Annotated in this window: 26 protein-coding genes and 2 pseudogenes; 14 read left to right on the top strand and 14 right to left on the bottom strand. The window is 70.9% G+C overall.

All coding sequences use genetic code 11. The features are described 5' to 3' along the window. Positions 1 to 164: 164 nt before the first annotated feature. From ACXJY8_RS05685 to ygfZ, 5 genes are all read right to left on the bottom strand, one after another. Complete coding sequence (locus tag ACXJY8_RS05685; protein ID WP_463777215.1) at positions 165 to 443, bottom strand: exodeoxyribonuclease VII small subunit; 279 nt, start codon at positions 441 to 443, stop codon at positions 165 to 167. 182 nt (positions 444 to 625) lie between these two features. After that, entirely contained in the window at positions 626 to 1159 is a 534-nt protein-coding gene (locus ACXJY8_RS05690) for a tyrosine phosphatase family protein (RefSeq protein WP_463777218.1), read from the bottom strand. Next, positions 1159 to 1761, bottom strand: a complete 603-nt coding sequence (locus ACXJY8_RS05695; protein ID WP_463777222.1) for a YfbR-like 5'-deoxynucleotidase — start codon at positions 1759 to 1761, stop codon at positions 1159 to 1161. Before ACXJY8_RS05695 ends, ACXJY8_RS05690 begins: the two co-directional genes overlap by 1 nt. Further along, entirely contained in the window at positions 1758 to 2393 is a 636-nt protein-coding gene (locus ACXJY8_RS05700; RefSeq protein ID WP_463777226.1) for a DNA-3-methyladenine glycosylase I, read from the bottom strand. Before ACXJY8_RS05700 ends, ACXJY8_RS05695 begins: the two co-directional genes overlap by 4 nt. Before the next feature lie 49 nt (positions 2394 to 2442). Then, a complete protein-coding gene (gene ygfZ, locus ACXJY8_RS05705) occupies positions 2443 to 3294 on the bottom strand; it encodes a CAF17-like 4Fe-4S cluster assembly/insertion protein YgfZ (protein ID WP_463777231.1) in 852 nt (283 codons plus the stop codon). A gap of 114 nt (positions 3295 to 3408) precedes the next feature. Between ygfZ and ACXJY8_RS05710 the strand changes: the two genes are divergently transcribed. Next, entirely contained in the window at positions 3409 to 4746 is a 1338-nt protein-coding gene (locus ACXJY8_RS05710) for a dihydroorotase (protein WP_463777235.1), read from the top strand. Positions 4747 to 4835: 89 nt separating this feature from the next. Here ACXJY8_RS05710 and ACXJY8_RS05715 read toward each other — a convergent pair whose 3' ends face one another. From ACXJY8_RS05715 to pdxH, 6 genes are all read right to left on the bottom strand, one after another. Beyond that, positions 4836 to 5090: a hypothetical protein gene (locus ACXJY8_RS05715; RefSeq protein WP_056469536.1), complete on the bottom strand. Its 255-nt coding sequence runs from the start codon at positions 5088 to 5090 to the stop codon at positions 4836 to 4838. Between the two features lie 162 nt (positions 5091 to 5252). Continuing rightward, positions 5253 to 5666, bottom strand: a complete 414-nt coding sequence (locus tag ACXJY8_RS05720; RefSeq protein ID WP_463780415.1) for a TIGR02301 family protein — start codon at positions 5664 to 5666, stop codon at positions 5253 to 5255. A 47-nt stretch (positions 5667 to 5713) separates the two neighbouring features. Further along, on the bottom strand, positions 5714 to 6190 hold the full coding sequence (locus tag ACXJY8_RS05725) for an NUDIX hydrolase (protein ID WP_463777245.1): 477 nt from the start codon (positions 6188 to 6190) through the stop codon (positions 5714 to 5716). Beyond that, a complete protein-coding gene (locus ACXJY8_RS05730) occupies positions 6187 to 7230 on the bottom strand; it encodes a serine/threonine-protein kinase (RefSeq protein WP_463777249.1) in 1044 nt (347 codons plus the stop codon). The genes ACXJY8_RS05725 and ACXJY8_RS05730 overlap by 4 nt, the downstream gene beginning before the upstream one ends. A gap of 79 nt (positions 7231 to 7309) precedes the next feature. After that, entirely contained in the window at positions 7310 to 8032 is a 723-nt protein-coding gene (locus tag ACXJY8_RS05735; protein ID WP_463780417.1) for an SDR family NAD(P)-dependent oxidoreductase, read from the bottom strand. Positions 8033 to 8202: 170 nt separating this feature from the next. Next, entirely contained in the window at positions 8203 to 8874 is a 672-nt protein-coding gene (gene pdxH / locus ACXJY8_RS05740; RefSeq protein WP_463777253.1) for a pyridoxamine 5'-phosphate oxidase, read from the bottom strand. An 89-nt stretch (positions 8875 to 8963) separates the two neighbouring features. Here pdxH and ACXJY8_RS05745 point away from each other — a divergent pair, with 89 nt between their 5' ends. From ACXJY8_RS05745 to fabI, 3 genes are all read left to right on the top strand, one after another. Continuing rightward, the gene (locus ACXJY8_RS05745; RefSeq protein ID WP_463777255.1) at positions 8964 to 9530 is read left to right on the top strand and encodes an RT0821/Lpp0805 family surface protein; all 567 of its coding nucleotides are present in this window, start codon (positions 8964 to 8966) and stop codon (positions 9528 to 9530) included. 191 nt (positions 9531 to 9721) lie between these two features. Continuing rightward, positions 9722 to 10657 (top strand): DnaJ C-terminal domain-containing protein, encoded by a 936-nt coding sequence (locus ACXJY8_RS05750; RefSeq protein ID WP_463777259.1) that lies wholly within the window; start codon positions 9722 to 9724, stop codon positions 10655 to 10657. 183 nt (positions 10658 to 10840) lie between these two features. After that, positions 10841 to 11683: an enoyl-ACP reductase FabI gene (gene fabI / locus ACXJY8_RS05755; protein WP_463777262.1), complete on the top strand. Its 843-nt coding sequence runs from the start codon at positions 10841 to 10843 to the stop codon at positions 11681 to 11683. A 19-nt stretch (positions 11684 to 11702) separates the two neighbouring features. On the opposite strand, the gene ACXJY8_RS05760 is transcribed toward fabI, so the two are convergent. Together ACXJY8_RS05760 and ACXJY8_RS05765 are read right to left on the bottom strand one after the other, a co-directional pair. After that, positions 11703 to 12839 carry an AAA family ATPase gene (locus tag ACXJY8_RS05760; RefSeq protein WP_463777264.1) on the bottom strand — a complete coding sequence of 379 codons (1137 nt, stop codon included), beginning with the start codon at positions 12837 to 12839 and terminating at the stop codon, positions 11703 to 11705. Positions 12840 to 12912: 73 nt separating this feature from the next. Next, a complete protein-coding gene (locus ACXJY8_RS05765) occupies positions 12913 to 13956 on the bottom strand; it encodes a polyphosphate kinase 2 family protein (protein WP_463780420.1) in 1044 nt (347 codons plus the stop codon). A gap of 137 nt (positions 13957 to 14093) precedes the next feature. On the opposite strand from ACXJY8_RS05765, the gene ACXJY8_RS05770 reads away from it, so the two are divergent. The 5 genes and pseudogenes from ACXJY8_RS05770 to ACXJY8_RS05790 all read left to right on the top strand — a co-directional run bounded on the left by ACXJY8_RS05770 (position 14094) and on the right by ACXJY8_RS05790 (position 19507). Beyond that, positions 14094 to 14684 carry a histidine phosphatase family protein gene (locus ACXJY8_RS05770; RefSeq protein ID WP_463777267.1) on the top strand — a complete coding sequence of 197 codons (591 nt, stop codon included), beginning with the start codon at positions 14094 to 14096 and terminating at the stop codon, positions 14682 to 14684. A 180-nt stretch (positions 14685 to 14864) separates the two neighbouring features. Beyond that, positions 14865 to 16736 (top strand): annotated as a pseudogene (locus tag ACXJY8_RS05775) (non-ribosomal peptide synthetase); the annotation flags it as partial. A gap of 117 nt (positions 16737 to 16853) precedes the next feature. Then, positions 16854 to 18956 (top strand): annotated as a pseudogene (locus tag ACXJY8_RS05780) (Pls/PosA family non-ribosomal peptide synthetase); the annotation flags it as partial. Positions 18957 to 19025: 69 nt separating this feature from the next. Next, positions 19026 to 19229, top strand: coding sequence for a DUF5397 family protein (locus tag ACXJY8_RS05785; protein WP_463777271.1), 204 nt, complete (start codon positions 19026 to 19028; stop codon positions 19227 to 19229). Continuing rightward, positions 19229 to 19507 carry a virulence factor gene (locus ACXJY8_RS05790; protein ID WP_463777273.1) on the top strand — a complete coding sequence of 93 codons (279 nt, stop codon included), beginning with the start codon at positions 19229 to 19231 and terminating at the stop codon, positions 19505 to 19507. Before ACXJY8_RS05785 ends, ACXJY8_RS05790 begins: the two co-directional genes overlap by 1 nt. Positions 19508 to 19626: 119 nt before the next feature. On the opposite strand, the gene ACXJY8_RS05795 is transcribed toward ACXJY8_RS05790, so the two are convergent. Beyond that, entirely contained in the window at positions 19627 to 20283 is a 657-nt protein-coding gene (locus ACXJY8_RS05795; RefSeq protein ID WP_056186925.1) for an alpha/beta hydrolase, read from the bottom strand. Positions 20284 to 20612: 329 nt separating this feature from the next. On the opposite strand from ACXJY8_RS05795, the gene ACXJY8_RS05800 reads away from it, so the two are divergent. From ACXJY8_RS05800 to sufD, 5 genes are all read left to right on the top strand, one after another. Further along, positions 20613 to 21773 carry a cysteine desulfurase family protein gene (locus ACXJY8_RS05800; protein ID WP_463777276.1) on the top strand — a complete coding sequence of 387 codons (1161 nt, stop codon included), beginning with the start codon at positions 20613 to 20615 and terminating at the stop codon, positions 21771 to 21773. 67 nt (positions 21774 to 21840) lie between these two features. Then, positions 21841 to 23310 (top strand): Fe-S cluster assembly protein SufB, encoded by a 1470-nt coding sequence (gene sufB, locus ACXJY8_RS05805; protein ID WP_056423928.1) that lies wholly within the window; start codon positions 21841 to 21843, stop codon positions 23308 to 23310. Positions 23311 to 23319: 9 nt separating this feature from the next. Beyond that, positions 23320 to 23610, top strand: coding sequence for a CCDC90 family protein (locus ACXJY8_RS05810; protein ID WP_463777279.1), 291 nt, complete (start codon positions 23320 to 23322; stop codon positions 23608 to 23610). A gap of 49 nt (positions 23611 to 23659) precedes the next feature. Next, a complete protein-coding gene (sufC, locus tag ACXJY8_RS05815; protein ID WP_463777281.1) occupies positions 23660 to 24412 on the top strand; it encodes a Fe-S cluster assembly ATPase SufC in 753 nt (250 codons plus the stop codon). Positions 24413 to 24414: 2 nt separating this feature from the next. Then, positions 24415 to 25737, top strand: a complete 1323-nt coding sequence (gene sufD / locus ACXJY8_RS05820; RefSeq protein WP_463777284.1) for a Fe-S cluster assembly protein SufD — start codon at positions 24415 to 24417, stop codon at positions 25735 to 25737. Positions 25738 to 25779 lie beyond the last annotated feature (42 nt).

The raw sequence follows: 25779 nt of genomic DNA on the forward strand, positions 1-25779 counted from the left end.
TCGCCTCCGACGAACTCACCGACCCCCCAGGACCGGACGCCTGCGGAATCTTGTCTTGCGAGGTTTCTTGCCGTGACACCGAACCAACCTCACGCCCGGAGGGAAAACATGCGCGCAATCGCTTGCCGCCAATGGAGTATTTCGTTCGGGAGCGGGAACGCTCCCTAGTCGACGTCGAGCGGCGCGACCCCTGCCGCCTTGCCGTCCGCACCCAGGGTGATCTTCTGAATGCGGGCCTCGGCCTTCTGGAGCAGGCCTTCGCAATGGCGCTTCAGCGCCTCGCCCCGCTCGTAGATCGCCACCGACTCGTCGAGGGGGACATCCCCCTTCTCCAGGCGGCGCACGATGTCTTCGAGCTGCTCCAAGGCCTTCTCGAAGGGCAGGTCGAGGGCTGCCTCGTCCGCTCCGGACGTCGACGCAACGGCGGGTCGCGTGACACTCATTCTAAACTACCCCGTGATTCTGACGGTCTAAGCCTCCGGCCCGGAAGCCGACAACCCGATCCGGCCCGGGGATCGTCGTTTCGTCGTCCGGGGCGGCGTTTGCGCCACACCTCCGGCGCCCCCGCCTTCGCACGGGTCGCAAGCGCCGCCGACATCGCTGAGACCGCTTTTCTGTCAGAGACCTAGGCGACGACCTGAAGGTCGGGTGCGAGCTCCAGGCGGAACGGTTTCCCCTCGAAGGCCTCGGCTCCACGTCCGATCTCCGCGATCGCCGCGACCATGCGTCCGTCCCGGCCCAGCATGCGGTCGGCGAGGGCGACGAACAGGGCATTGGGCGTCGCCGACGGGGCCGCCGCCCGCAGGGACCGGGCGATCTCGGCCTCGTCGCGCGCCGGTGCCAGGGCGCAGGCGGCGATGTAGGCCGCCGCGGTCGAGCGGCTGATCCCGGCGTAGCAGTGGATCAGCAGGGGCTTCGACCGGTCCCAGGCCCGGGCGAAAGCGAGGATTTGGGCGATATGGGCCTCGCCCGGCGTGACGTGGCCGTCCATCGGGGCGACGATGTCGCTGACCTCGACGACGCAGTGGCGCCCCTCCGCAATTCCCTCCGGCCGGGCGATCGCGGTGCCCACCTTCATCAGGGTCATCAGGTGGGTCGCGCCGGACACGTCCAGGGTCTCGGGCAGGCGGGACAGGGGGCAGACCTGGAGATGCGGCATCAGGCGGGATCCGGCTGCGCGAGGGCATGGAAGCGGGCGAGGAAGCGGGCCTGCGCCACGGCGGTGGGCCAGGGCGCCAGCAACGCCTCGGCCTCGGGAGCGAGGGCACCGCAGGCGCCGAAGATCGCATCGGCCTCCCCGCCGGAGAACCCGGCCAGGCGCGTCGCCTCGTGATAGGCGGCGATGCCGTCGGCCCGCTTGACCAGGGCGGACAGGTCCGCGCCCGGCTCGGCGAGGCCGAAGCGCTGGCGGATGGCGGTCAGAAGCCGGCGCTCCACCGCCTTGTAGGAATCGCCGATCGCCGCCTTGAAGGGCGAGATGATGTCGCCGATGACGTATTCGGGCGCGTCGTGCAGCAGCAATTCGAGGCAGTCGGCACCGGTCGAGTCCGGGGACTGCGTCCGGCCGATGGCCTCCACAAGCAAAGCGTGCTGGGCCACGGAGAAGACGTGCGGCCCGGCCGTCTGCCCGTTCCAACGGGCGACGCGGGCGAGCCCATGCGCGATGTCGGCGATCTCGATGTCGCGGGGGGCCGGGTCGAGGAGGTCGAGGCGCCGTCCCGACAGCATCCGCTGCCAGGCGCGGCCACGGTCGACGCTCATGCCGGGCTCCCGCCGGCGCGGTTGCCGAGGGCGGCGCAGGGCCCGTGCCGGTGGCAGCCGCGGAGGTGATCGTTGACGAGGCCGACCGCCTGCATGAAGGCGTGGACGATGGTCGGCCCGCAGAACGAGAATCCCTCCGCCTTCAAGGCCTTGGACAGCTTTCTCGAGATCTCGGTTTCGGTGGCGATGCCGCGACGGTCCCGCGCCGTACCCTGGATCGGCGTGCCATCGACAAAATCCCAGAGGAATGCGGAGAAGCCCGTCCCGCGCGCCTCGATGCCGAGATAGGCCCGGGCCCCCGCGATGGTGCCGACGATCTTGGCCCGGTTCCGGATGATGCCGGTATCCTGCATCAGCCGGTCGATGTCGGGTTCGGTGAAGCGCGCGATCGCCTCGGGATCGAAGCCCGCGAAGGCGCGGCGGAACCCCTCGCGGCGGCGCAGGATGGTGATCCAGGACAGGCCGGCCTGGAAGCCGTCCAGGATCAGCTTCTCGTAGAGGGCGCGGCCGTCCCGCTCCGGCACGCCCCATTCGGTGTCGTGGTAGGCGACGTAGACGGGGTCGAGCCCGGCCCACCAGCAGCGGGCGCAGCCGTCGGGGTGGTGAATCAGACCGGAGGCATCGGTGAGCATCGGCGAGGGTTTAGCCGGGCGCGGCGGCGGCGTCGATCGCGGGGCGCGCTCAGCCGGCCGGCGCCGCCTCGGGGAAGGCGAAGGTCGCGAAGGCCGGCTTCTCGACGCCGACCGGAACCGCGCCCGCCCGCAGGGGCTCGCCGGCCGCCAGCGCGTCGGCCAGGCGATCGAGGCGCAGGGTGCCGAGGGCGCGCCCGCCCGCCACGCTGCCGACCGTGCCGAGCGCGCGCTGCCCGGCGGTGATCTCGGTCCCGGTCCGCAGCGGCTCGTCCGAGACCGCGACCAGCGGGACGATTCGGGTCCTGGCCGTCCCGCGATGCTGCATGCGCGAGACCACCTCCTGGCCGACATAGCAGCCCTTGCAGAAATCGACGCCGCCGAGCTGGTCCATCAGGGCCTCGTGCGGGAAGGCATCGGACCAGGGGAAGTCGCGCCCGCCCTCCGGGATGCCGAGGGCGATGCGGTGGGCGTGGTAGTCGGCCTCCGTCGCGTCCGCCGAGAAGGCGCCGAGCCGGAAGATCAGGCGCTCGCCCAGCGCCGCGAGGCGGCCGTCGCGCAGGCGGGTGACATCGGCCGCGGTCTCGGCGCCGTCCCAGGCGGCCGCGACGCCGAGGGTGGGGTCGAGGGCGATCGTCACCTTGGCCCGCAGACGATAGAGTCCGAGGCGCTTGGCGAGATCGGGCGCGCGCTCGGCGGCGGCATCGAGCTGGAAGCCCTCCGAGGTGCGGGCGACGAGGAAGTCGAACAGGATCTTGCCCTGGGGGGTGAGCAGGGCGCCGAGACGCGCCTCGCCGGGTTCCAGGGTCTCGACGTTGCAGGTCACCACGCCCTGCAGGAAGCTCGTGGCCTCCTCGCCCGAGAGGGTGACGACGGCGCGGTCCGGCAGCAGGGCGATCGGCATGGCGACTCCTTCACGAGCGGCAGCGGCATTGCGCCCCGTCCGGGCCTGACATAAGCCGCCCGCGACCCCGTCTCAATGCGCGTCCGGAACGTGGACGGCCCCAGGAGATTCGGAATGGACCAGCCCTTCGACCTCCTTCTGACCGGCGGCACCGTGGTGAACCAGGACGGCGCGCACCGCGCCGATCTTGGCATCCGCGCCGGGCGTATCGCGGCCATCGGCGACCTCGCGGCGGTGCAAGCCGCGGAGCGGCGCGACTGCACCGGCCTGCACCTGCTGCCGGGCGTCATCGACAGCCAGGTGCATTTCCGCGAGCCGGGGCTCGACCACAAGGAAGATCTGGAATCCGGCTCGCGCGCCGCCGTCATGGGCGGCGTGACCACGGTGTTCGAGATGCCGAACACCAACCCGCTCACCACCAGCGCCGAGGCCCTGGCCGACAAGGTCGCCCGGGCGCACCACCGGATGCATTGCGACTTCGCGTTCTGGGTCGGCGGCACCCATGAGAACGCACACCTCGTTCCCGAGCTCGAGCGCCTGCCGGGCGCGGCCGGCATCAAGGTCTTCGTCGGCTCCTCCACGGGCTCGCTGCTGGTGGAGGACGATGCCGGCGTCACCGAAATCCTGAAGCGGACCCGCCGGCGCGCCGCCTTCCACGCCGAGGACGAGCCGATGCTGCGGGCGCAGAAGGACCGGCGGGTGCCGGGCGATCCGTCCTCGCACCCGGTCTGGCGCTCGCCCGAGGCGGCCCTGAAGGCGACGCAGCGCCTCGTGCGCATCGCCCGGGCCACGGGTGCCCGCATCCACATCCTGCACATCTCGACGAAGGAGGAGATGGCCTACCTCGCCGAGGCGAAGGACGTCGCGACCTGCGAGGTGACGCCGCACCACCTCACCCTCGACGGCGACGAGGCCTATGCCCGCCTCGGCACGCTGGTGCAGATGAACCCGCCGGTGCGCGGCGCCGACCATCGCGACGGCATCTGGCACGGGCTGTCCCAGGGCGTCGCCGACATCCTCGGCTCCGACCACGCGCCGCACCTCCTGGAGGAGAAGGCCAAGCCCTACCCGGATTCCCCCTCGGGCATGACCGGGGTTCAGACCCTGGTGCCGATCATGCTCGACCACGTCGCGGCGGGCCGGCTGTCGCTCGCCCGGTTCGTCGACCTCACCAGCGCCGGCCCGAAGCGCCTGTTCGGCATCGCCCGGAAGGGCCGGCTGGCGGTGGGCTACGACGCGGACGTGACGGTGGTGGATCTGAAGCGCCGCGAGACCATCCGCAACGACTGGATCGCCTCGAAATGCGGCTGGACGCCCTATGACGGCGTCACCGTGACGGGCTGGCCGGTGGGCACCCTGGTGCGCGGCCACAGCGTGATGTGGGAGGGAGCGCTCACCGCGCCGTCCCGCGGCGAGGCGGTGCTGTTCGAAGAGGCCCTGCTGCCGGCCTGATCGCCGTCGCGCAGCAAAAAGGGCAGGCGCCCGGCGCCTGCCCCGTGGTCGTCACACCGTCGCGCCGCAGCGGTCGACGGGCGGTGTCGTCAATGCTGCGGGCTGGTGGTGAAGGCGCCGCCGCGGATGCGGTCCGGGAAGCCCTCGGCGTAGCGGGCGGTGGCTTCCTCGCCGTAGGTGGTGACCAGTTCCTGGAAGGCCGCGAACAGGGCGGCCTGGGCCATGCAGTCGCCGTCGAGACCGTCGAGACAGCCTTCCGCGAAGGCTTCCGAGACGTAGCCCAGGGCGACGCGCTTGTCGTCGAGATCCGCTTCGAAGGGCGCGGAGACCGTATCCATGTGCATGGGCCACATCATCGTTTGCGCCGGTGAACGACCCCGGCGAGTAACCATGAGGATAGGGCGATCGGTGGAGATCGCAAAGCCAGGAATTGCGAAGCGGTTAACGCGGGCGCTCAAATTCTTCGTTTTCGCGTACCGCCCGCACCCTGTGGCGGACCGGCATCACTACCCGCCGAACCGGCTCGCCAGGGCATGCGACAGGCGCTCGCCCTCGGCCACGTAGCGGGCGGCCGCCTCGGTCGCGGCGGGGGTGCAGACCCGGTAGGTCAGGCTGTAGCCGCGGTAGCCGCGATTGTAGGCGCCGGCGAGGCGGTCGCGCCGGCTCGGGGTCACGCCCTCGGCCTCCATCAGGGCCTTCATCCGGGCCGGCCATTCGGCGGCATCCGGTGCGGCGCAGAGCTCGCGCAGGAAGGCCAGCGAGCCGATGACCTCCGAGAGGCGGAGCAGGTCCCGATCGTAGGGCGCCGGCGGCGGCTCGGGCGGGGGCGGCGGCTCCTTCTCCTTCTCGGCCGGCTTCGGGGCCGCCCGGGTCGAGCCGCCCCGGGATTGCTGTGCGAAGCCGGAATCCGGCAGGGCCATCAGCACGGCCAGGCCGGATGCGACCGCGAGTCCCGCACCGCGACCCCTCACGCCGCCGGCTCCATGCGACGGGCGGCCCGGGCGAAGGCCTCGCGGACGGTATCGGCGAGGCCGGGGGTGGTCGCCAGAGTCTCGATCTCGGCGAGGGTGGCCCAGCGGACGCCCAGGGCTTCCGGGCCGGCCTCCGGCTCGCCGCCGCGCCAGAGGGCGGCGTGGGGATGGACGACGTAGTGATGGCGCACGCGGCCCTCGGGGTCGCGCAGGATGATCTCGGTGGGGCTGAGCACGCCGACCACCTCGGCCGACAGCCCGACCTCCTCCTGCAATTCGCGCAGGGCCGCCTCGGCCAGGGGCTCGCCCGCCTCGACGAGGCCGCCCGGAAGGGTCCAGACGCCGCGCATCGGCTCGTTGGCGCGGGCGGCGAGGAGCACGCGGTCGTCGCGCAGGACCGCGATCGAGGTGCCGACGAAGGGCCGCGTCGGGAACAGGCGGGACTCGGCCGCCTCCGGATCGGCGCCGCTCACGGCGTCACCACGGCGATGCGCCCGTCGGCGAGGCCGACGAGGAGGCGGGTCGCCGGGCCCCGGCCGAGGCTGGCGAGGCCGAAGGCGGCCAGACCGGGCAGGGCGGCCCGCGCGCGCTCCCGGATGCCCTCCTTGAGGGAGAGGATCGCCACGGCGCTCCGGTCGGCGATCGGCAGGGCGAGGTCGGGGGCGCCCTCGCGCTCCGGCTCGACCAGGGCCGCGAGATCGGCCTCGCCCTCCCCGGGGGAGACGTTGGTGTAGCCCGGCATCTCCCGGGCGAGACGCAGGGCGCCGGCCTCGGGGGTCCAGACCTGCAGCCGGCCGGCGCCGTCGGGAGCCGCCACGGCCGCGACCTGCGGCCGGCCGGTCCCGGAGAAATCCGCCAGCGCGGCCGGCTTCAGGGGCTGGCCGCCCGGGCCGGGGGCCTGCTCGGGGCTGCGCGCCAGCAGCGTCCAGTCCGTCCCCGCCTCGGCCTTGCCGTACAGGGCGAGGGCGGCCCCGCCGGTGGGGGCGACGGTGACGGCGAGGACGACGGGCCTGCCGTCCAGACGCCCGATCCGGGGCCGGCGCAGGGCGAAGGCCGTGTCGGGAGCGGGGGTGAGCGTGGTGGTCGCCACCGGCACGGGCTTCGGGTCGCCTCCCATCGCCACGGGCTGGCGCTCGCGGAGGACGAGGCTTCCGGCCTGCTCGGGGCCGCCGGCCAGGGCCGGCACGGGGTTCGCCAGATGCGCGCTCAAGGGGCCGGAGACGGCGCGCCGGGAGCCGGGCAGGGCGCCGCGCGGGGTCTCGGCGGCCGCCAGCCCCTCCACCGCCTCGGCACCGAGCAGGGTGGTGGTCACCTGCCCCTCGACGAGGCTGAGGGCCGCGCCGCCGGCATCGCCCCAGACCACGGCGATCGGCGCTTCCGGCTCGACCGCGGCCGGATCGGCGCTGCGGGGCCGGGCGAGGGGCAGCAGGCCGGAGGTCGCCACCGCGATCGCGACCTCGCTGCCCGGCCCCCGGAGCGCCCGGGCCCGGAACGGCAGGTCGAGGATCGTCACCGACGGCTCCGCGCAGGCGGGGGCCGCAGCGATCGCGGATCCCAGGAGCCCGGTGAGAAGCGCGCGGCGCGCCCCCCGGTCAGACATGCTGGCCGCCGTTGATGTGCAGTTCGGCACCGTTCACGTAGGAGGAGGCCTCGGTGCACAGGAAGTAGATCGCCTTGGCGACCTCGTCGGGGGTGCCGAGCCGGCGCTGCGGAATTCCGGCCACGATCTTGTCCGTGCCCGGCGACAGGATCGCGGTGTCGATCTCGCCGGGCGAGATCGCGTTCACGCGGACGCCGAGGGGCCCGAAATCGCTCGCCATCTCCCGGGTCAGGCCGGCCAGGGCCGCCTTGGAGGTGCCGTAGGCGGCACCCGCGAACGGATGCACGCGCGAGCCCGCGATCGACGTGACGTTGACGATGGAGCCCTTGGCCCGGGTCAGCTCCTCGCAGAGGCCGCGGGCCAGGAGCAGGGGGGCGAACAGGTTGACCTGGAACACCCGCTGCCAGGCTCCGAAATCGGTGGCGATGGCACCGAGGCGCTCGCCCTGCGGCCCCTTGGGCGAGATGCCGGCATTGTTGACCAGCGCGTGCAGGAGGCCGCCCTCGGCGGCGAGGCGTCCGGCCACCTCCTCGATGCCCCGCAGGGTATCCTGCGGATCGGAGAGGTCGACCTGGAGGTGATCCTCCGGCCCCATCTCCCAGGGGCAGTTCTCCGGAAAGGCGTGGCGCGAGCAGGTGATCACCCGCCAGCCGGCGGCCGAGAACCGTTTGACGGTGGCGTGGCCGATGCCACGGCTCGCCCCCGTGAGCAGCATGATGCGCCGGCGTTCGTTGGATGAGGCCAAGACCGTTCCTTCAGGATCGGGAGGCCTCCGGCCGGCGAGACCGCCGTGCCGCCGAGAAACCCCCGCGCCACGCTCAGGTCTAAGCGGCGCGGGTCCTAAAATCCAGGGTCATCCCGCGACGCAGCACGGCGGCGCGGGCGTCACGGATAGAGCCGCGCCCCGCGCCAGGCGCCGCCGTCGGAGGGACCGCCGTCGCGGGTGAAGCGGACCCGGTCGTGCAGGCGGAAGGGACCGTCCTGCCAGAACTCGATCGAGACCGGGGCGATGCGAAAGCCAGTCCAGTTCTCCGGGCGCGGCACCGGGCCCTCGCCGTAGCGCTCGGCCAGGGCCGCGACCTCGCGCTCCAGGGTCGCCCGGTCGGCCAGGGGACGCGACTGGCGGCTCGCATGGGCGCCGAGGCGGCTGTTGCGCGCGCGGCTGGCGAAATAGGCATCCGCCTCCTCCGCCGTGACGCGGCTCACCGGGCCGCGGGCGCGGACCTGCCGGCGCAGACTCTTCCAGTGCAGCACCAGGGCGGCCTGCGGATTCGCGCGCAGTTCCTCGCCCTTGGCGGAATCGACGTTGGTGTAGAACACGAATCCGCGCGCATCGACGCCCTTCAGCAGCACCACGCGCACGTCCGGCAGGCCGTCGGCCCCGGCCGTGGCCAGTGCCATCGCGTTGGCATCGTTGGGTTCCGAGGCCTCGGCCTCCGCCATCCAGGCCGCGAACAGCGCCCAGGGATCGGCAGCGCGGGTGAAGTCGCCGTCCGGCCCGAGGGCGTCCCCGGCAGAGCTCCGGGACGCGGGATCATCGATCCTTAACCGTTCCAAGGCGTAATCCTGTGGTGAGATCCGGGTCGGGGGCACCGACGTGGGACACGAACGTTTTCGGCCCAACACGTCGTTTGAGATCAGGTGTAATGCGTCGGCGCGACTGTAAAGCCCAGGCCGTCCCAGAAATTCGTGTCCGTCGCCGGTCGAGGACCGTGCCGCAGCGCGCCGCGCAGGCCGTCGGCCTCGGCCTGCTGTTCGGCCTCGGCGGCTGCGGGCTGCCGATCATCACCTTCCAGGCGGAGGAGACCGCAGCGGCGTCCGGCACCGTCGCGCAGGCGGCCAAGCGCGGCGACCCGGCGAGCCCGGCGCTGCCCGACGAGCCGACCAGCACGGGCAGCATCGACAAGCGCCCGCTCGGCTTCGGGAACGACCTCGGCGCCGAGGATTGGCGGCGCGCCAACGCAGCCCTGGCGGTGGCCCTCGATCCGCAGGGCAACGGCCGCCCCGTGAAGTGGGACAACCCGGAGACGACCCTGCGCGGCTCGGTGAATCCCACCGGCCTGCCCTACGTCGCCAATGATCTCGTCTGCCGCGACTTTCTCGCCTCGGTGATCTCGCCGGCGGGCAGCCGCTTCGTGCGCGGTACCGGCTGCAAGCCCTCCGGCGGGGACTGGACCCTGACCCGGGTGCGGGCCGCGAAGGCGGCCTCCTGAGGCCATCGCCGGGGGCGGTTTCGGGTCCGTTCGGATCGCAGTGCGAACAGAAGCGTTGACGCCGCGCCAATCGCAGCGAATTCTCGCGCGAGACCGTTGCAGAGAAGCAACAGGCCGTCCACATGACAGACGAATCCGAAGGGGCCGGGCCCGTGCCCGTCTCCAGGCGGCACCGAGAATCCTGAAGACCGATGCGAAATCCCTACGATGTGCTGGGTGTCCCCAAGGGCGCCAGCGAAGCCGACATCAAGAAGGCCTACCGCAAGCTCGCGAAGGCCTACCATCCCGACCGCAACCAGGACGACGCCAAGGCCAAGGACCGCTTCGCGGAGGCCAACAGTGCGTATGAAATCCTGGGCGATGCGGGCAAGCGCGCGCAGTTCGATCGCGGCGAGATCGACGCGGACGGCAAGCCGCGCGCCACGGGCTTCGAGGGCTTCGGCGGTTTCGGCGGCGGTCGCGGCGGCGGCGGCGGGGGCTTCGACTTCGAGAGCGCCGCGCGTGGCCGCGGTCCCTCCGGGGGCGGCGGCATCGGCGAAGACATCTTCTCCCACCTGTTCGGCGACGCCTTCCGGGCGGCCGGCGCCGGCCCGGGCGGCCCGCAGCGCGGCCCGGTCAAGGGTGAGGACGTGGCGGCCGAGCTCAGCGTGAGCCTGGAGCAGGTCGCCAGCGAGGAGAAGCTGCGCCTGTCCCTGCCGGGGGGCCGCGACGTGGACGTGGTCGTGCCCAAGGGCGTCGTCGACGGCCAGACCATCCGCCTGCGCGGCCTCGGCAATCCCGGCGGCCTGCGGGGCGCGCCGGGGGACGCCCTGCTGACCATCCGCATCCTGCCCCATGCCCGCTTCACCGTGGACGGCGCGGACCTGCGCGGCAGCGTGGATATCCCCCTGGAGGACGCGATCCTCGGCGGCCCGATCCGGGTGCCGACCCTGACGGGCGCGGTCGAGATGAAGATCCCGCCGATGACGGGCTCGGGCCGCACCTTCCGCCTCCGGGGCAAGGGCCTGCCGAAGAAGGACGGGACGCGGGGCGACCTCCTCGCCGTCACGGCCGTGATGCTGCCCAGCGGCGAAGACCCGGCGCTCACCGAGTTCGCCCGGGCCCGGCGCGCGGCCAAGGCCGGCTGACCGGGCGGCCGGCGGAGTCGGCCGATCCGGGCCTTCGCCGGAGGTGCGACGGCGCTCCGGCGCTGTCAGGCGCCGGACTTCCGTCCCAGGCGCGCCTCCGCTAAGGATGCCCGGCGCGAACACGCCGATCCGTCGCCCGACGGGCCTTGTCGGCACGCGCCACGGCTCTCGCTCAGGTGACACATGGCGGACACGCACCCGGTTCACGATCACGTCGGCGGTCTCCTCGCCGGCAAGCGCGGCCTGGTGCTCGGTGTCGCCAACAACCGTTCGATCGCCTGGGGTATCGCCAAGAGCGCGGCCGCCCACGGCGCCAAGCTCGCCTTCACCTACCAGGGCGACGCCCTGAAGAAGCGCGTCGAGCCCCTGGCGCGGGACCTCGACGCCCACGTGGTCGGGCATTGCGACGTCACCGATCCGGCCTCGATCGACGCGGTCTTCGCCGCCACCGCCGAGGTGTTCCCCGAGGGCATCGACTTCGTGGTCCACTGCATTGCCTTCTCGGACAAGGACGAGCTGACGGGCCGCTACGTCGAAACCTCGGAGGCGAACTTCACCAAGTCGCTCCTGATCTCCTGCTACTCGTTCACGGCCATCGCCCAGCGCGCCGAGAAGCTGATGCCGAACGGCGGCTCGCTGCTCACGCTGACCTATTACGGCGCCGAGAAGTGGATGCCGCACTACAACGTCATGGGCGTCGCCAAGGCCGCGCTCGAGGCCTCCGTGCGCTACCTCGCCGCCGATCTCGGCCCCTCGAAGATCCGCGTCAACGCGATCTCGGCCGGCCCGATCAAGACGCTGGCCGCCTCCGGCATCGGCGATTTCCGCTACATCCTCAAGTGGAACGAGTACAACGCCCCCCTGCGGCGCACCGTGACCATCGAGGAGGTCGGCGAGACCGCCACCTACCTCGTCTCGGACATGAGCAAGGGCATGACCGGCGAGATCCTGCACGTCGATGCCGGCTACCACGTCGTCGGCATGAAGAACCCCGAAGCCCCGGACCTCAGCCTCGACAAGGAGTGACGGTCGGCGGCGCGCCGCCTCAATCGTCCTCGTCGAAGGCGCCGAACAGCTTCAGGCCGTCGATCCAGGTCGCGCCCTCGCGCTTGACGACCCGGTGGGGGCGCGTCCCGCCCTGCGCCAGGATGGCCTCGGCCAGGCGCTCGGAATGGGTTACCAGCCAGACCTGCGTGCGCCCGGAGGCGGTCACGATCATGCGGGCGAGGGGCTCCAGCAGGTCGGGATGCAGGCTGGTCTCGGGCTCGTTGAGGGCGATGAACGGCGGCAGCCGGTAGGCGAGCAGGGCGCCGGCGAGGGCCAGGAACCGCAGCGTCCCGTCGGAGAGTTCGGCCGCCTCGAAGACCCGCTTCGGATAGTCGGGAAACACCATCCCGAACCGCGCCTGGCGCCCCGGCACCGGAAGGTCGAGGCGGGCGCCGGGGAACGCGTCGTCCACGGCCGCCGCGAGGTCGACGGTGTCCTGCCGGATATGCGCGAGCGTCGCGAACACGGCCGCGAGGTCCGAGCCGTCCGACGACAGGGTCGGGGTCGTCACCGCGAGGCAGGGGCGACGCAGCGCCGAGGCGGCATCGGTCCGGAAATCGTGGTGGAAGCGCCAAGCCGTCAGGGCGCTGCGGACATGATGCAGTTCCGGATAGGCGCCGCCATCCTGGATGGTGCCGAGCACCGTCTCGGACGACAGCAGATCGTCCCCGAGACTGCGCTTGCACCCCTCTCCGTCGCGCAGGAAGCCGCCCGGCCCGTCGCGGTGGAGCAGGGTGGCGGGTCGCCGGGCCGAGATCAGGCGAAGCCGCTCGGTCTTGAATTCGGGCTCCAGGGGAAAGCCGGCCGCGGCCTTGGGCGGCTTGCAGCCGACCTCGACGGCATAATCGTAGGCCAAGCCGGTAACGTCGTCGGCGAGTTCGACGCTCCAGCGGATCCGGGCCGACTCGTGGACCTTGCGCGTGCCGGCCCAGCTCACGGATTCCATGCCGCCTTCGGCCACCAGATTCCGGATCAGGGTGCCGGTGGCGGCCGATTGCAGGCATTCCAGCGCCCGGTAGAGGTTGGTCTTGCCGACGCCGTTGGCGCCGATGAAGACCGAGAGGCCCCCCACGGGGAAGCGGATCGCCCGCAGCGACCGGTAGCCCGACACGGCGACGTCACGGACGGTCAGCATGCCTGGGCTCCCATCGGTCGCGCGGGCCCCGCGAGACTCCGGATACAACCTTTGGGTTCATCGCCGCACCGGGTCAATCCGGAACGGTCGTCCCGGCGATCCCGGCCTTCGCCTCCGGAAATTGCGGGTCCATCGCCTCCAGGGTGTCGGCGATGGTGCGGGCGACGAGGAGGTTGCGATACCACTTCCGATTGGCCGGAACTACGTGCCAGGGCGCCTGCGGCGTGGAGCATTCGGACAGCGCATCCGCGAAGGCCGCCTGGTAGGCGTCCCAGGATCGACGCTCCACGAGATCGGCGGGGTCGAATTTCCAGTGCTTGTCCGGGTTCGCGATGCGGGCCTCCAGCCGCTCCTTCTGCTCGTCCTTCGAGATGTGGAGGAAGAACTTGAGCACGGTGGTGCCGGAGGCGGCGAGCATCCGCTCGAAATCATTGATCTGGGCGTAGCGGGCCCGCCAGACCGGCTCGGGCACGAGGTCCTTCACCCGCACCACGAGGACGTCCTCGTAATGGCTCCGGTTGAACACGTTGATCATGCCGCGCGCCGGCGCCTTGGCGTGGTAGCGCCAGAGGAAATCGTGGTCGCTCTCCTCGGCGCTCGGCACCTTGAACGACCACACCCGGCAGCCCTGCGGGTTCACGCCCTCGAACACGGCGCGGATGGTCCCGTCCTTGCCGCCGGTATCGATGGCCTGGAAGACGACGAGCAGGCTGCGCTTGTGCTCGGCGTAGAGCCGCTCCTGCAGGGCGACGATGCGGGCGCGCTCGGTGACGAGCGCCGCCTTCGCCTCGTCCTTGTCGAGGCCGCCATCGACGTTCGGGTCGATGGCGCCGAGGTCGCAGCGGCGTCCCGGCGGCACGGTGACGATGCCTGGGGCGGCGGGCGCGAGGCGGTGGTCCACGGTCTCGACGGCCGCCCGGGCCAGGCTCTCGGCCTCGCGGGCCCAGTGGGCGGAGGAGGGCGGGTGCCCGGCCCGGCGTGCCTTGTCTTTCCTGCGATGCCGATCGGCCTTGGGGTGCGCGCCGTCCTTGCGGTGCGAAACGTCACGCTGCGACGCCGAAGCCCCGGTTTCTTCCGACCTCTGGCCCCGGCGATGCTTGCCGTGATGCTTCGACATGATGAGACTCGCTCCCTCGGTGACGGGCGGACCGGGGCGGCCGCCGAGATGCAGGGCCAGGATGTGCAGGGCCAGGATGTGAGTGCGCAAACGGATAGCCCGGCTCGGCCGTTCCGGCGAGCGGCGGGCCTGAGGCCGTGAACCCGATCTACTTCATCCGCCACGGCCAGACCGACTGGAACGCCGAGGGGCGGCTCCAGGGACAGCGGGACATCGACCTGAACGCCGAGGGCCTGCGCCAGGCCGGCGCGGTGGGCGACCGCCTCGCCGGGGCCACCGGCGGCGCCGACCTCGCCGGCATGGACTTCGTCGCGAGCCCGCTGACCCGGACCCGGCGAACCATGGAGACCCTGCGCGCGGCCCTCGGCCTCGACCCGGAGGGCTACCGCCTCGATCCCCGCCTGACCGAGATCAGCTTCGGCGCCTGGGAGGGCTCGACCTGGGCCGAGATCCGGCGCTGGGATTCCGCCGGGGCGCTCGCCCGCGACCGCGACCGCTGGGGCTATCGTCCCCCCGGCGGCACCGGGGAGAGCTACGCCATGCTGGTGGAGCGGGTCACGCCCGCCATCACCGCGCTGACGCGGCCCACCGTGATCGTCGCCCATGGCGGCGTCGCCCGGGCGATCCTGGTGATCCGGGGCCATCTCGGCATCCGCGACGCGCCCCGCATCGGAATCCGCCAGGGCAGCGTCCTGGTCCTCGACCGGGCCGGGTGGCGCTGGGCCTGACTTGCCAGTCCACTTTGGCGGTCTGCTTTGGCGGTCCACTTGCCAGTCCTACGCGTTCAATCTCGGTTCAAGCCTGCCGTCCAAACGTGCTAGACGCGCCGTGATTTCGGCGCGATCCGGGCGCCTACCCGGCCAGGAGGACGGCACCCGATCGATCGGGCGCCGGCAGCGGAGCAGCGGATGACCAGTCTCGCCGAGACGACCCGGCCCCGGGCGGCAGCGCGCGGGCCACAGGAGACGAGTCCCTCGACGGAAGCAGCCGGCCCGCGGGCGGTCCTGCGCGGCGAGGTCCGCCCCGACCTCATCCGCGACGAGACCCTCAGCGAGATCTTCCGCGCGAGCGCCCGGGCGCGGCCCGACCATCCGGCCCTCGTCGACGGCGCCCGCACCGGCCCCGACGGCGGCCATCCGGCTTTCACCTACGCGGAGGTCGAGGCGCAGGCCGGGGCGATCGCCCGCGGCCTCGCCCATCGCGGCATCGGCCCCGGCGACGTGGTCGGCCTCTGGATGGCGCGGGGGCCCGACCTGCTCATCGCCCAGATCGGCATCGCCCTGTCGGGCGCGGCCTGGCTGCCCTTCGACGCCGAGGCCCCGGCCGACCGCGTCGCGGTCTGCCTGGACGACGCCCAGGCCAAGGCGCTCCTAGTCTCGCCGGCCCTGGAGCCGCAGGCACCCGCCGGCACCCCGAGCCTGACGGTGGCCGGGCTCGCCGCCGCGACGCCGGCGGAGGCCGCGCTCCCGGACCCGCGCGCGGCGGGCCTGACGCCGGAGCACCCGGCCTACCTCATCTACACCTCGGGCTCGACCGGCGTGCCGAAGGGCATCGTCATCAGCCACGCCAACATCTGCCACTTCCTGCGCTCCGGGAACGCGCTCTACGGCATGCGGCCGGACGACGTGGTCTTCCAGGGCGCCTCCGTCGCCTTCGATCTCTCGATGGAGGAGATCTGGGTGCCCTACCTCGTGGGCGCGACGCTGTTCGTGGCCTCGCCGGCCATGATGGGCGACGTCGAGAGCCTGCCGGACATCATCGCCCGGGCCGGCGTCACCGTCCTCGACACGGTGCCGACGCTGCTCGCCATGATCTCCCGGGACCTGCCCACGGTGCGCCTCGTGCTGCTCGGCGGCGAGGCCCTGCCCGAGCCGCTGGTCGCCCGCTGGGCGAGCGGGGCGCGCAAGCTCTTCAACACCTACGGCCCGACCGAGGCCACGGTGGTGGCCACCGCGGCAGAGATGCAGCCCGGCACGCCCGTGACCATCGGCGGCCCGATCCCGAATTATTCGGTGTATGTCGCGGGCGAGGCGCTCGAGCTCCTCGCGCGGGGGCAGCAGGGCGAACTCCTGATCGGCGGCCCCGGCGTCGCCAAGGGCTACCTGAAGCGCCCCGAGCTGACGGCGGAAAAATTCATCGCCAACCCCTACGCCTCGGACGGGACCGACCCAGTCCTGTACCGCTCCGGCGACGCGGTGTCCCTCGACGCCGCCGGCAACATCCTGTTCCACGGCCGCATCGACGACCAGGTCAAGATCCGCGGCTTCCGGGTCGAGCTCGGCGAGATCGAGTCGCGCATCCAGGTCCTGCCGGGCATCAACCAGGCGGCGGTGGTGCTGCGCCAGGATGACGGAGTCGACCGCCTGGTCGCCTTCCTGGTGCCCGAGCGCGGCACCGAGATCGACAAGGCCGCCCTGCGCCATACGCTCGCCGAGCAGATGCCGCCCTACATGGTGCCGGGCCATTTCGAGACGGTGGAGGTGCTGCCGCGCCTGACCTCCGGCAAGGTCGACCGCAAGGCCCTGCGCATCGCCACCCTCACGGTGGCCGACACGTCGGGCGAGCAGGAGCCGCCGCGCAACGAGACCGAGGCGGCGCTGCTGGCCGCCGCCAACCGTATCTTCGGCAACCAGGCCATTCCCCTCGAGGGCGACTTCTTCGCCGATCTCGGCGGCCACTCGCTGCTGGCCGCCCGCTTCGTCGGCGCGGTCCGCGAGGTGCCGGCCCTGGCTGCCATCACCCTGCAGGACGTCTACGGCCAGCGCACCCTGCGGGCCATGGCCGACACGCTGATCGCCCGCACCGGCGGCGTCGGCACCGAGATGGCGATCCGCGATCTCAGCTTCCCGGCTCCCTCGCTCCAGCGGCGCTTCCTCTGCGGCCTCGCGCAAGCCGCGGCCCTGCCCTTCGTCATCGCGCTCGCCACCGCGCAATGGCTCGGCATCTTCGTGACCTACCTGCTGCTCACCGGCGGCGGGCTCGGGTTCTTCGGCGAACTCGCCGTCCTGCTCCTGGTCTATATCGGCATCAACGCCGTGACGGCGGCGGTGGCGGTGGCGGCCAAGTGGCTGATCCTCGGGCGCACGAAACCCGGGCGCTATCCGCTCTGGGGAGTCTACTATTACCGCTGGTGGCTGGCGCAGCGGCTGACGCCGCTGGTCCACATCAAATGGCTCCAGGGCTCGCCCGCCATCGTATTCTACCTGCGGCTGCTGGGCGCCGACATCGGCAAGGACGCGCTGATCTCCGACGCCGAGATCGGCGCGCCGGACCTCCTCAGCGTCGGCCCCGGCGCCTCGCTGGGCGGGCGCCTCGTCATTGCCAACGCGGAGGTGGTGGGCGACGCGCTGATCATCGGGCGCGTCCGCATCGGCGCCGACGTCGCCATCGGCGCCTCCTGTGTCATCGGGCCAGACACGGTCATCGGCGACCATGCCGAGATCGGGGACCTCACCACCATCCCGACCGGCACGCGGGTGGGTGCGGCCGAGATCTGGGACGGCTCGCCCGGGCGCAAGGTCGGCGAGGCTGACCCGGAGGCGCTGCCCGCGCCCGCCACGGCCTCGCCCGGGCGGCGCTTCGCCTTCGCGGCGCTCTACACCTTCCTGCTGGCGGCGATCCCCGCCATCGGCCTGCTGCCGATCTTCCCGGCCTTCTACATCTTCGACCAGCTCAGCGATTCCCTCGGCGACATCACCGACATCGACTATCACTGGTACCTGCCGCTGCTGACCTGGCCGACCGCCATGCTGATGACGGCGGGCACGGTGCTGCTGATCGCGGCGATCCGCTGGGTCGTACTGCCCCGCGTCTCCTCGGGCACCCACTCGATCTACAGCGGCTTCTACATGCGCAAGTGGGCGGTGGCACTGGCCGCGGAGGTGACGCTGGAGACGCTCTCCTCCCTGTTCGCCACGGTCTACATGCGGGCCTGGTACCGCCTGATGGGCGCCCGGATGGGGCAGGGGGCCGAGATCTCCACCAACCTCGCCGGGCGCTACGACCTGGCCGATATCGGCGCGCGCAACTTCATCGCCGACGAGGTGGTGTTCGGCGAGGAGGAGATCCGGCGCGGCTGGATGACGATGCACGAGGTCCATACCGGCCCGCGCGTCTTCGTCGGCAACGACGCCGTGGTGCCGCCGGGCGCCGTCATCCCGCAGGACGTGCTCATCGGCATCAAGTCGAAGCCTCCGGCCAACCACCTGATGACGCCGGGCGACACCTGGTTCGGCTCGCCGCCGATCAAGCTGCCCTCGCGGCAGCGGGTCGATCTCGGCTCGAACACCCAGACCTACGAGCCCGGCATCGGCCCGAAGCTCCGGCGCGGCATCTTCGAGGCGTTCTCGACCTCGTTCTCGCCGATGCTGTTCATCACCCTCGCGATCTCGGCGATCGATTTCTACTTCTACCCGGCGATCCTGGCCCAGGACTGGACCGGCCTCGCGATCAGCTTCGTGGCCGTCTCCGTCGCCATCGCCTTCATCCAGTCGTTCACGGTCATCGCGGTGAAGTGGCTGCTGATGGGCGTCTACAAGCCCGGCATGCAGCCGATGTGGTCGTGGTGGGCCATGCGCACCGAGGCGGTCGCGGTGCTGTACTGGGGTCTCGCCGGCAAGGTGCTGCTGGAGCACCTCGTCGGAACCCCCTTCCTGCCCTGGATGCTGCGGCTCCTCGGCGTGAAGGTCGGGCAGGGCGTATGCATGCTCACCACCGACATCACCGAGTTCGACTGCGTCACCATCGGCGACTTCGCCACCATCAACCGCACCTCCGCCCTGCAGACCCACCTCTACGAGGACCGCATCATGAAGGTCGGCCGGGTCGAGGTCGGCCGCGGCGTCTCGGTGGGCGCCTTCTCGACGGTGCTCTACGACACCAAGGTCGGCGACTACGCCCGCCTGCGCCCGCTCACCATCGTCATGAAGGGCGAGTCGATCCCGGCCCATTCCGAGTGGGAGGGCGCGCCCGCCGTGCCGGTGGTGCACGCCAAGGCGTGAGGACGAGACCCGTCTTCGTTCTCCGCTAGGCGGTCGCCGGAATCGCTGTAGGATACCGGGATGAACGACATGGCGCCCGCCTCATTCCCCAACGTCCAGGGCTTGGTCGGAACCTGGCGCCGCTTCGGGCAGGTCGGTCCCGTCTATGAGATCGTCAGCGTGGGCGATCCGCTTCCGGACGGCGACCGGACGATGCGGATTCGTGTGCTGGAGACGCGTGAGGAAGTCGATTACCGGCTCGCCGACATCCTGGACGATCCCCGGGAGCGCTGATGTTCGCCATCGCGTTCGACCTCGTGGTCGCGGAGGCGCAAGCCCACCATCCCAGGGGCGTTTCGCAGGCCTACAGCGACATTCGCACGACGCTTTCGGGACACGGCTTCGATTGGGTGCAGGTAAGCCTCTACACCAGCAAGGACGAGGATCTGGCGAGGCTGTTCTCTGCCATCGCGGCCCTGAAGGGGCTCACGTGGTTCTCGCGCTCGGTCCGGGATCTGCGGGCCTTCCGCGTCGAGCAATGGTCGGATTTCACGGCCCTCATCAAGGCGTAGGCCCCACCGGCATCCTGCGAACTTGACATCGGGCAGAGCCGGCCGTCCCCGGAAAAAACCGGCGAAGCCGAAGGCTCCGCCGGGATTCTTCCACCGATCGCCGCGGCGCGGCCTGCGCCTCAGGCCGCCTCGGGCTTCGGGCCGAGGCGCTTGTCGAGATAGGTGTCGACGGTCTGGGTCAGCTCGTCGACCTTGCCGTCGAAGAAGTGGTTGGCGCCCTCCACCATCTGGTGCTCGATGATGACGCCCTTCTGGGTCTTCACCTTCTCGATCACCGGCATCACCTCGCGGGCCGGGGCGACCCGGTCCTCGGAGCCGTGCACGAACAGGCCCGACGACGGGCAGGGCGCCAGGAAGGTGAAGTCGTAGCGGTTGGCCATCGCGGCGATCGAGATGAAGCCCTCGATCTCGGGGCGGCGCATCAGCAGCTGCATGCCGATCCACGAGCCGAACGAGACGCCGGCGATCCAGCAGGCGCGGGCCTCCGGGTTCACCGACTGCACCCAGTCGAGGGCCGAGGCCGCGTCGGAGAGCTCGCCGGTGCCGTGGTCGAACGCGCCCTGGCTGCGGCCGACGCCGCGGAAGTTGAAGCGCAGGGCCGCGAAGCCGCGATTGGCGAAGGTGTAGAAAAGATTGTACACGATCTGATTGTTCATCGTACCCCCGAACTGGGGGTGCGGATGCAGCACGATCGCGATCGGCGCGCCCTTCTTCTTGGGCGCCTGGTAGCGCCCCTCGAGACGGCCGGCGGGACCGGTGAAGATGACTTCGGGCATGGGAACCAACACTCCTGAGCGGATGGCCCGGGCGGGCATCGCGCGGTGGATCGCCGGCTCGGCGGGAACTCGCGCGCATCCGACGCCTGGGCAAAGCCGTGAGGCGTGCCTTGACTCGTCCGGCCACGAACCTAAAAGCGCTCTTAGAATAATTCTAGCGAACTAGAATCGTTCTAAACAAGCGTCGTTCGAGCCAGCTTCGGACCGGCGCGTTCCCCGCACGAGAGGCGACCGGAACACGTATCGTGTCCGGGCCTTAGCATGATCGTGGGGGGCAAAAGCAAGGATTTGTCGTTTTCGACCTTGACGCTGCCAGTGGTTTTTCCCGGATGACTTCGCCCCGCGCCTACCTCGACCACAACGCGACCTCACCGGTTCGGCCGGAGGTGGCGGCTGCCGTGGCGCGGGCGCTCACCCTGACCGGCAACCCCTCGTCGATCCACGCGGAGGGCCGGGCGGCCCGGGCCGCCCTGGAGAATGCCCGGGACGCGGTGGCCCGGCGGGTCGGGGCGGGGACGGGCCGGGTGATCTTCACCAGCGGCGGCACCGAGGCTGCCAACGCGGTCCTCTCCGGTGCCCTGGCGCGGGCGGGACGTCCCGCACCGACGCGCCTCCTCATCGGCGACACCGAGCATCCCTGCGTCTCGGCCGGGCACCGCTTCCCGGCGGAGGCGGTCGACCGGGTGCCGGTGGACACGGCCGGCGTGATCGATCTCGGCGCCCTGGAAGCCCTGCTCGCCCGGCATGCCGGGACGGACGTTCTGATCTCGATCCATGCCGCCAACAACGAGACCGGCGTGATCCAGCCGCTCCCGGCGATCGTCGCCCTGGCCCGGGCGCATGGCCGCGCACTGGTGCATTCGGACGCGGTCCAGGCGGTCGGCAAGATCCCCCTGGACATGGCGTCCCTCGGCCTCGACGCCCTCAGCCTCTCGGGCCACAAGTTCGGCGCGCCCAAGGGAGTCGGCGCCCTGGTGCTCGCCGAGGGCGTGACCCTGGGCGCGGGCTTCCTGCGCGGCGGCGGCCAGGAGGCGCGCCTGCGCGGCGGCACCGAGAACCTGCCCGGCATCGTCGGGCTGGGGGTCGCCGCGGACCTCGCCGATCCCGCGCGGGCGGAGCACCTCGCGGATCTGCGCGACGGCATCGAGGACGGCCTGCGCGCCTGCGCACCCGACCTCGTGGTGTTCGGTGCCGGCGCCCCGCGCCTGCCCAACACCCTGAACTTCGCCGTCCCGGGGCTCGACGCCCCGACGGCGCTGATGCGGCTGGACCTCTCGGGCGTCGCGATCTCTTCCGGCTCGGCCTGCGCCTCCGGCAAGGTCGCCCGCTCGCCGGTCCTCGCGGCCATGGGCGTCACCCCTGCGCTGGCCGCAGGGGCCCTGCGCGTGAGCCTCGGGTGGAACAGCACCGAAAGCGACGCAGCGCGGTGTCGCGCCGCCTGCGAACGCTTGGTGGAGACCCTATATCGACGGCAGGGGCACGCGGCGTGAGTGCCGCCTTCCCAAGCCATCCGACCCACACCCGGCCCTTGACGCCGGGCATGTCAGGAGACGTGTAATGCCTGCAGTGCAGGAAACCATCGACCGGGTCCGCTCGATCGACCTCGACCAGTACAAGTACGGGTTCGAGACCACGATCGAGATGGAGAAGTCCGCCAAGGGCATCTCCGAGGACGTGATCCGCTTCATCTCGGCCAAGAAGGACGAGCCCGAGTGGATGCTGGCCTGGCGCCTGGACGCCTACAAGCGCTGGCAGACCATGCAGGAGCCCGACTGGGCGCGGGTCTCCTACGACAAAGTCGACTACAAGGACATTTACTACTACGCGGCCCCGAAGCGCCCGGCGGCGATGTCGCTGGACGAGATCGACCCCGAGATCCTCAAGACCTACGAGAAGCTGGGCATTCCGCTGCGCGAGGTCGAGGTGCTGGAGGGCATCGCCCCCGAGCGCCGGGTCGCGGTCGACGCGGTGTTCGACTCCGTCTCGGTGGCCACCACTTTCAAGGCCGAGCTGTCGAAGGCCGGCGTGATCTTCATGCCGATCTCGGAGGCCATCCGCGAGTACCCCGACCTAGTGCGCAAGTACCTCGGCTCGGTCGTGCCCGTGACCGACAACTTCTTCGCGACCCTGAACTCGGCGGTCTTCTCCGACGGCTCGTTCGTCTACATCCCGCCGGGCGTGCGCTGCCCGATGGAACTGTCGACCTATTTCCGCATCAACGAGCGCGACACCGGCCAGTTCGAGCGCACGCTGATCATCGCCGACAAGGGCTCCTACGTCTCGTATCTCGAGGGCTGCACCGCTCCGAAGCGCGACGACAACCAGCTCCACGCCGCCGTGGTCGAGCTCGTCGCCCTCGACGACGCCGAGATCAAGTACTCCACCGTCCAGAACTGGTACCCGGGCGACAACGAGGGCAAGGGCGGCATCTACAACTTCGTGACCAAGCGCGGCGATTGCCGCGGCGCCAACTCGAAGATCTCGTGGACGCAGGTCGAGACCGGCTCGGCGATCACCTGGAAATACCCGTCCTGCATCCTGCGCGGCGACAATTCCCGCGGCGAGTTCTACTCGATCGCGGTCTCGAACGGCATGCAGCAGGTCGATTCCGGCACCAAGATGATCCATCTCGGCAAGAACACCACCAGCCGGATCATCTCGAAGGGCATCTCGGCCGGACGCTCGCAGAACACCTACCGGGGCCTCGTCTCGGCACACCGCAAGGCCACGGGCGCGCGCAACTTCACCAACTGCGACTCGCTCCTGATCGGCGACCAGTGCGGCGCGCACACCGTGCCGTACATCGAGTCCAAGAACAGCTCCGCGCAGTTCGAGCACGAGGCCACCACCTCGAAGATCTCGGAAGACCAGATGTTCTACTGCCAGCAGCGCGGCCTCTCCAACGAGGAGGCGACCGCGCTCATCGTCAACGGCTTCGTCCGCGACGTGCTGCAGCAGCTGCCGATGGAGTTCGCCGTCGAAGCCCAGAAGCTGATCTCGATCAGCCTTGAAGGCTCGGTGGGCTGAGAAAACGCCATGGCCTTCGCGTTCGACACCCTCAAGTTCACCCAACGCCTTGAACAGGTGGGGGTCGGACGCGAACAGGCCATCGCCCATGCCGAGCTGGCGCGGGACATGATCCTCGCCGATTCCGCGACCAGAGCGGATCTGGTCGATATGGAAAAGGCCCTGCGGGCGGACCTGAAATCGTTCAAGGCGGAGATCGACGGCTCGCTCCGAGAACTTGAACTCCGAATGACCGTGAAGCTCGGAGCGATTATCGCGGCAGCCGTCGCCGTGATCGCTGCGCTTCAAAAATTTCTCTGACGATCCGGCCGCGTGCCATCGTCGGCACCATTTCTAGGACTAACCTTTCATGATCGAAATCAAGAACCTCGTGGTCGCCATCGAGGACAAGCAGATCCTCAACGGCCTCAACCTCACCGTGAACGACGGCGAGGTCGCGGCCATCATGGGGCCGAACGGCTCGGGCAAGTCGACCCTCTCCTACGTCATCGCCGGCAAGGAGGACTATGAAGTCCTCGACGGCGAGATCCTGCTCGACGGCGAGAACATCCTCGAGATGAGCCCCGACGAGCGCGCCGCCTCGGGCGTGTTCCTGGCCTTCCAGTACCCGCTGGAGATCCCGGGCGTCGGCACCATGACCTTCCTCAAGGCGACCCTGAACGCCCAGCGCCGCGCGCGGGGCGAAGGCGAGCTCTCCACCCCCGACTTCATCCGCCGGGTGAACGGGGCGGCCGAGAAGCTCGAGATCAACAAGGACATGCTCAAGCGCGCCCTCAACGTCGGGTTCTCCGGCGGCGAGAAGAAGCGCATGGAGATCCTGCAGATGGCCCTGCTGGAGCCGAAGTTCTGCGTCCTCGACGAGACCGATTCCGGCCTCGACATCGATGCCCTGCGCATCGTCTCCGAGGGCGTCAACGCCCTGCGTGCGAAAGGCCGCTCCTTCCTGGTCATCACCCACTACCAGCGCCTGCTCGACTACATCGTGCCGGACGTGGTCCACGTCATGTCGCAGGGCCAGATCGTGAAATCGGGCGACAAGGACCTCGCCAAGGCCCTTGAGGCCTCGGGCTACGCCGAGTACCGGACGGGCGAGGCTGCCTGACCATGGCCGACATCACCCCCCTCCGCACCGCGGCCGAGACCGGGCTGTCCAAGCTCTTCGAAGCCACCAGGATGAAGTACCCCACGGGCGTCTCGATCGCCCGCGAGGAGGCGTTCCGCTACTTCGAGGCGGTCGGCTTGCCGACCCGTCGCGTCGAGGCCTTCAAGTACACCGACCTGCGCTCGGCGTTTCGCGATGCCGCCCACCCCGCCGAGATGCCCTCGGCCGAGGTCGCGCAGGCCGCCGTGGCCAGCGCCAAGGGCTTTGCCGGGATCGAGGCCGTACGCCTCACCTTCGTCAACGGCCACCTGATCGAGGCCGAATCCGATCTCGGTCGCATCCCGGCCGGCGTCACGGTCACGCCGCTGACCCGGGCGCTCACCGAGGGCCACGCGCATCTCGACCGGCTGACGCCGGTGCGCCAGGCCTCCGAGAACCCGATCTACCAGCTCAACACCGCCTTCCTGGCGGATGGCGCGCTGATCGCCGTCGAGCCCGGCGCCAAGGTCGAGACGCCGCTGCACCTGCGCTTCGTCGCCTCCGGCGCCCAGGCCTTCTCCACCGCCACCCGCGCCCTCGTGGTGCTGGGGGAGGGTGCCGAGGTCATGGTGCTGGAGAGCCACGAGGGGCCGGACGGCGTCGCCTACCAGCCCAACGACGCCCTCGACGTGACGGTGGCCGACAATGCCACCTTCCGGCACGCCCGCCTCAACGCGGAGGGCCGCGAGGCCGTGGCCCTCTCGACGCTCTCGGTGAAGCTCGGCGCCGCCTCGGCGGTCGAGACCGTCAACGTGGTCGTCGGCGGCGTGCTCTCGCGCCACCAGGTCTACCTGAACTTCGCCGGGGCCGACGGCCGCGCGGTGGTGAACGGGGCGGCCATGCTCAACGGCCGCCAGCTCGCCGACACCACCTTCCTGGCCGACCATGCCGCCACCGGCGGCGTCAGCCGCGAGCTGTTCAAGACCGTGGTGGACGGCGAGGCCACGGGCGTGTTCCAGGGCAAGATCATCGTCCAGCAGGCGGCCCAGCAGACCGACGGCAAGATGATGTCGGCCTGCCTCATCCTGTCCGACGAAGGCCAGATGATGAACAAGCCCGAGCTGGAGATCTTCGCCGACGACGTCGCCTGCGGCCACGGCGCCACCTGCGGCGCCCTCGACGAGGACCTGCTGTTCTACCTGATGCAGCGCGGGCTGCCGAAGGCCCAGGCCGAGAGCCTGCTGGTCCAGGCCTTCCTCGGCGCGGCCATCGAGTCGGTCAGCCACGACGGCGCCCGCGAGGCGCTGGTCGGCACCATCGAGGCGTGGCTCGCGGCGCGCGGCTGACGAAACCCTCCCCCCTCTGCGGGGGAGGGTGCCTGCGGAGCA

Source organism: Methylobacterium sp. TK31, from assembly GCF_055361545.1.

Bases quoted from the DNA above. Each gene is read 5' to 3' on its own strand.
- ACXJY8_RS05685 (WP_463777215.1), bottom strand. From the start codon at position 443: ATGAGTGTCACGCGACCCGCCGTTGCGTCGACGTCCGGAGCGGACGAG.
- ACXJY8_RS05690 (WP_463777218.1), bottom strand. From the start codon at position 1,159: ATGCCGCATCTCCAGGTCTGCCCCCTGTCCCGCCTGCCCGAGACCCTG.
- ACXJY8_RS05695 (WP_463777222.1), bottom strand. From the start codon at position 1,761: ATGAGCGTCGACCGTGGCCGCGCCTGGCAGCGGATGCTGTCGGGACGG.
- ACXJY8_RS05700 (WP_463777226.1), bottom strand. From the start codon at position 2,393: ATGCTCACCGATGCCTCCGGTCTGATTCACCACCCCGACGGCTGCGCC.
- ygfZ (WP_463777231.1), bottom strand. From the start codon at position 3,294: ATGCCGATCGCCCTGCTGCCGGACCGCGCCGTCGTCACCCTCTCGGGC.
- ACXJY8_RS05710 (WP_463777235.1), top strand. From the start codon at position 3,409: ATGGACCAGCCCTTCGACCTCCTTCTGACCGGCGGCACCGTGGTGAAC.
- ACXJY8_RS05715 (WP_056469536.1), bottom strand. From the start codon at position 5,090: ATGCACATGGATACGGTCTCCGCGCCCTTCGAAGCGGATCTCGACGAC.
- ACXJY8_RS05720 (WP_463780415.1), bottom strand. From the start codon at position 5,666: ATGGCCCTGCCGGATTCCGGCTTCGCACAGCAATCCCGGGGCGGCTCG.
- ACXJY8_RS05735 (WP_463780417.1), bottom strand. From the start codon at position 8,032: ATGCTGCTCACGGGGGCGAGCCGTGGCATCGGCCACGCCACCGTCAAA.
- ACXJY8_RS05745 (WP_463777255.1), top strand. From the start codon at position 8,964: ATGCGTCGGCGCGACTGTAAAGCCCAGGCCGTCCCAGAAATTCGTGTC.
- ACXJY8_RS05750 (WP_463777259.1), top strand. From the start codon at position 9,722: ATGCGAAATCCCTACGATGTGCTGGGTGTCCCCAAGGGCGCCAGCGAA.
- fabI (WP_463777262.1), top strand. From the start codon at position 10,841: ATGGCGGACACGCACCCGGTTCACGATCACGTCGGCGGTCTCCTCGCC.
- ACXJY8_RS05760 (WP_463777264.1), bottom strand. From the start codon at position 12,839: ATGCTGACCGTCCGTGACGTCGCCGTGTCGGGCTACCGGTCGCTGCGG.
- ACXJY8_RS05765 (WP_463780420.1), bottom strand. From the start codon at position 13,956: ATGTCGAAGCATCACGGCAAGCATCGCCGGGGCCAGAGGTCGGAAGAA.
- ACXJY8_RS05785 (WP_463777271.1), top strand. From the start codon at position 19,026: ATGGCGCCCGCCTCATTCCCCAACGTCCAGGGCTTGGTCGGAACCTGG.
- ACXJY8_RS05790 (WP_463777273.1), top strand. From the start codon at position 19,229: ATGTTCGCCATCGCGTTCGACCTCGTGGTCGCGGAGGCGCAAGCCCAC.
- ACXJY8_RS05795 (WP_056186925.1), bottom strand. From the start codon at position 20,283: ATGCCCGAAGTCATCTTCACCGGTCCCGCCGGCCGTCTCGAGGGGCGC.
- ACXJY8_RS05800 (WP_463777276.1), top strand. From the start codon at position 20,613: ATGACTTCGCCCCGCGCCTACCTCGACCACAACGCGACCTCACCGGTT.
- sufB (WP_056423928.1), top strand. From the start codon at position 21,841: ATGCCTGCAGTGCAGGAAACCATCGACCGGGTCCGCTCGATCGACCTC.
- ACXJY8_RS05810 (WP_463777279.1), top strand. From the start codon at position 23,320: ATGGCCTTCGCGTTCGACACCCTCAAGTTCACCCAACGCCTTGAACAG.
- sufC (WP_463777281.1), top strand. From the start codon at position 23,660: ATGATCGAAATCAAGAACCTCGTGGTCGCCATCGAGGACAAGCAGATC.
- sufD (WP_463777284.1), top strand. From the start codon at position 24,415: ATGGCCGACATCACCCCCCTCCGCACCGCGGCCGAGACCGGGCTGTCC.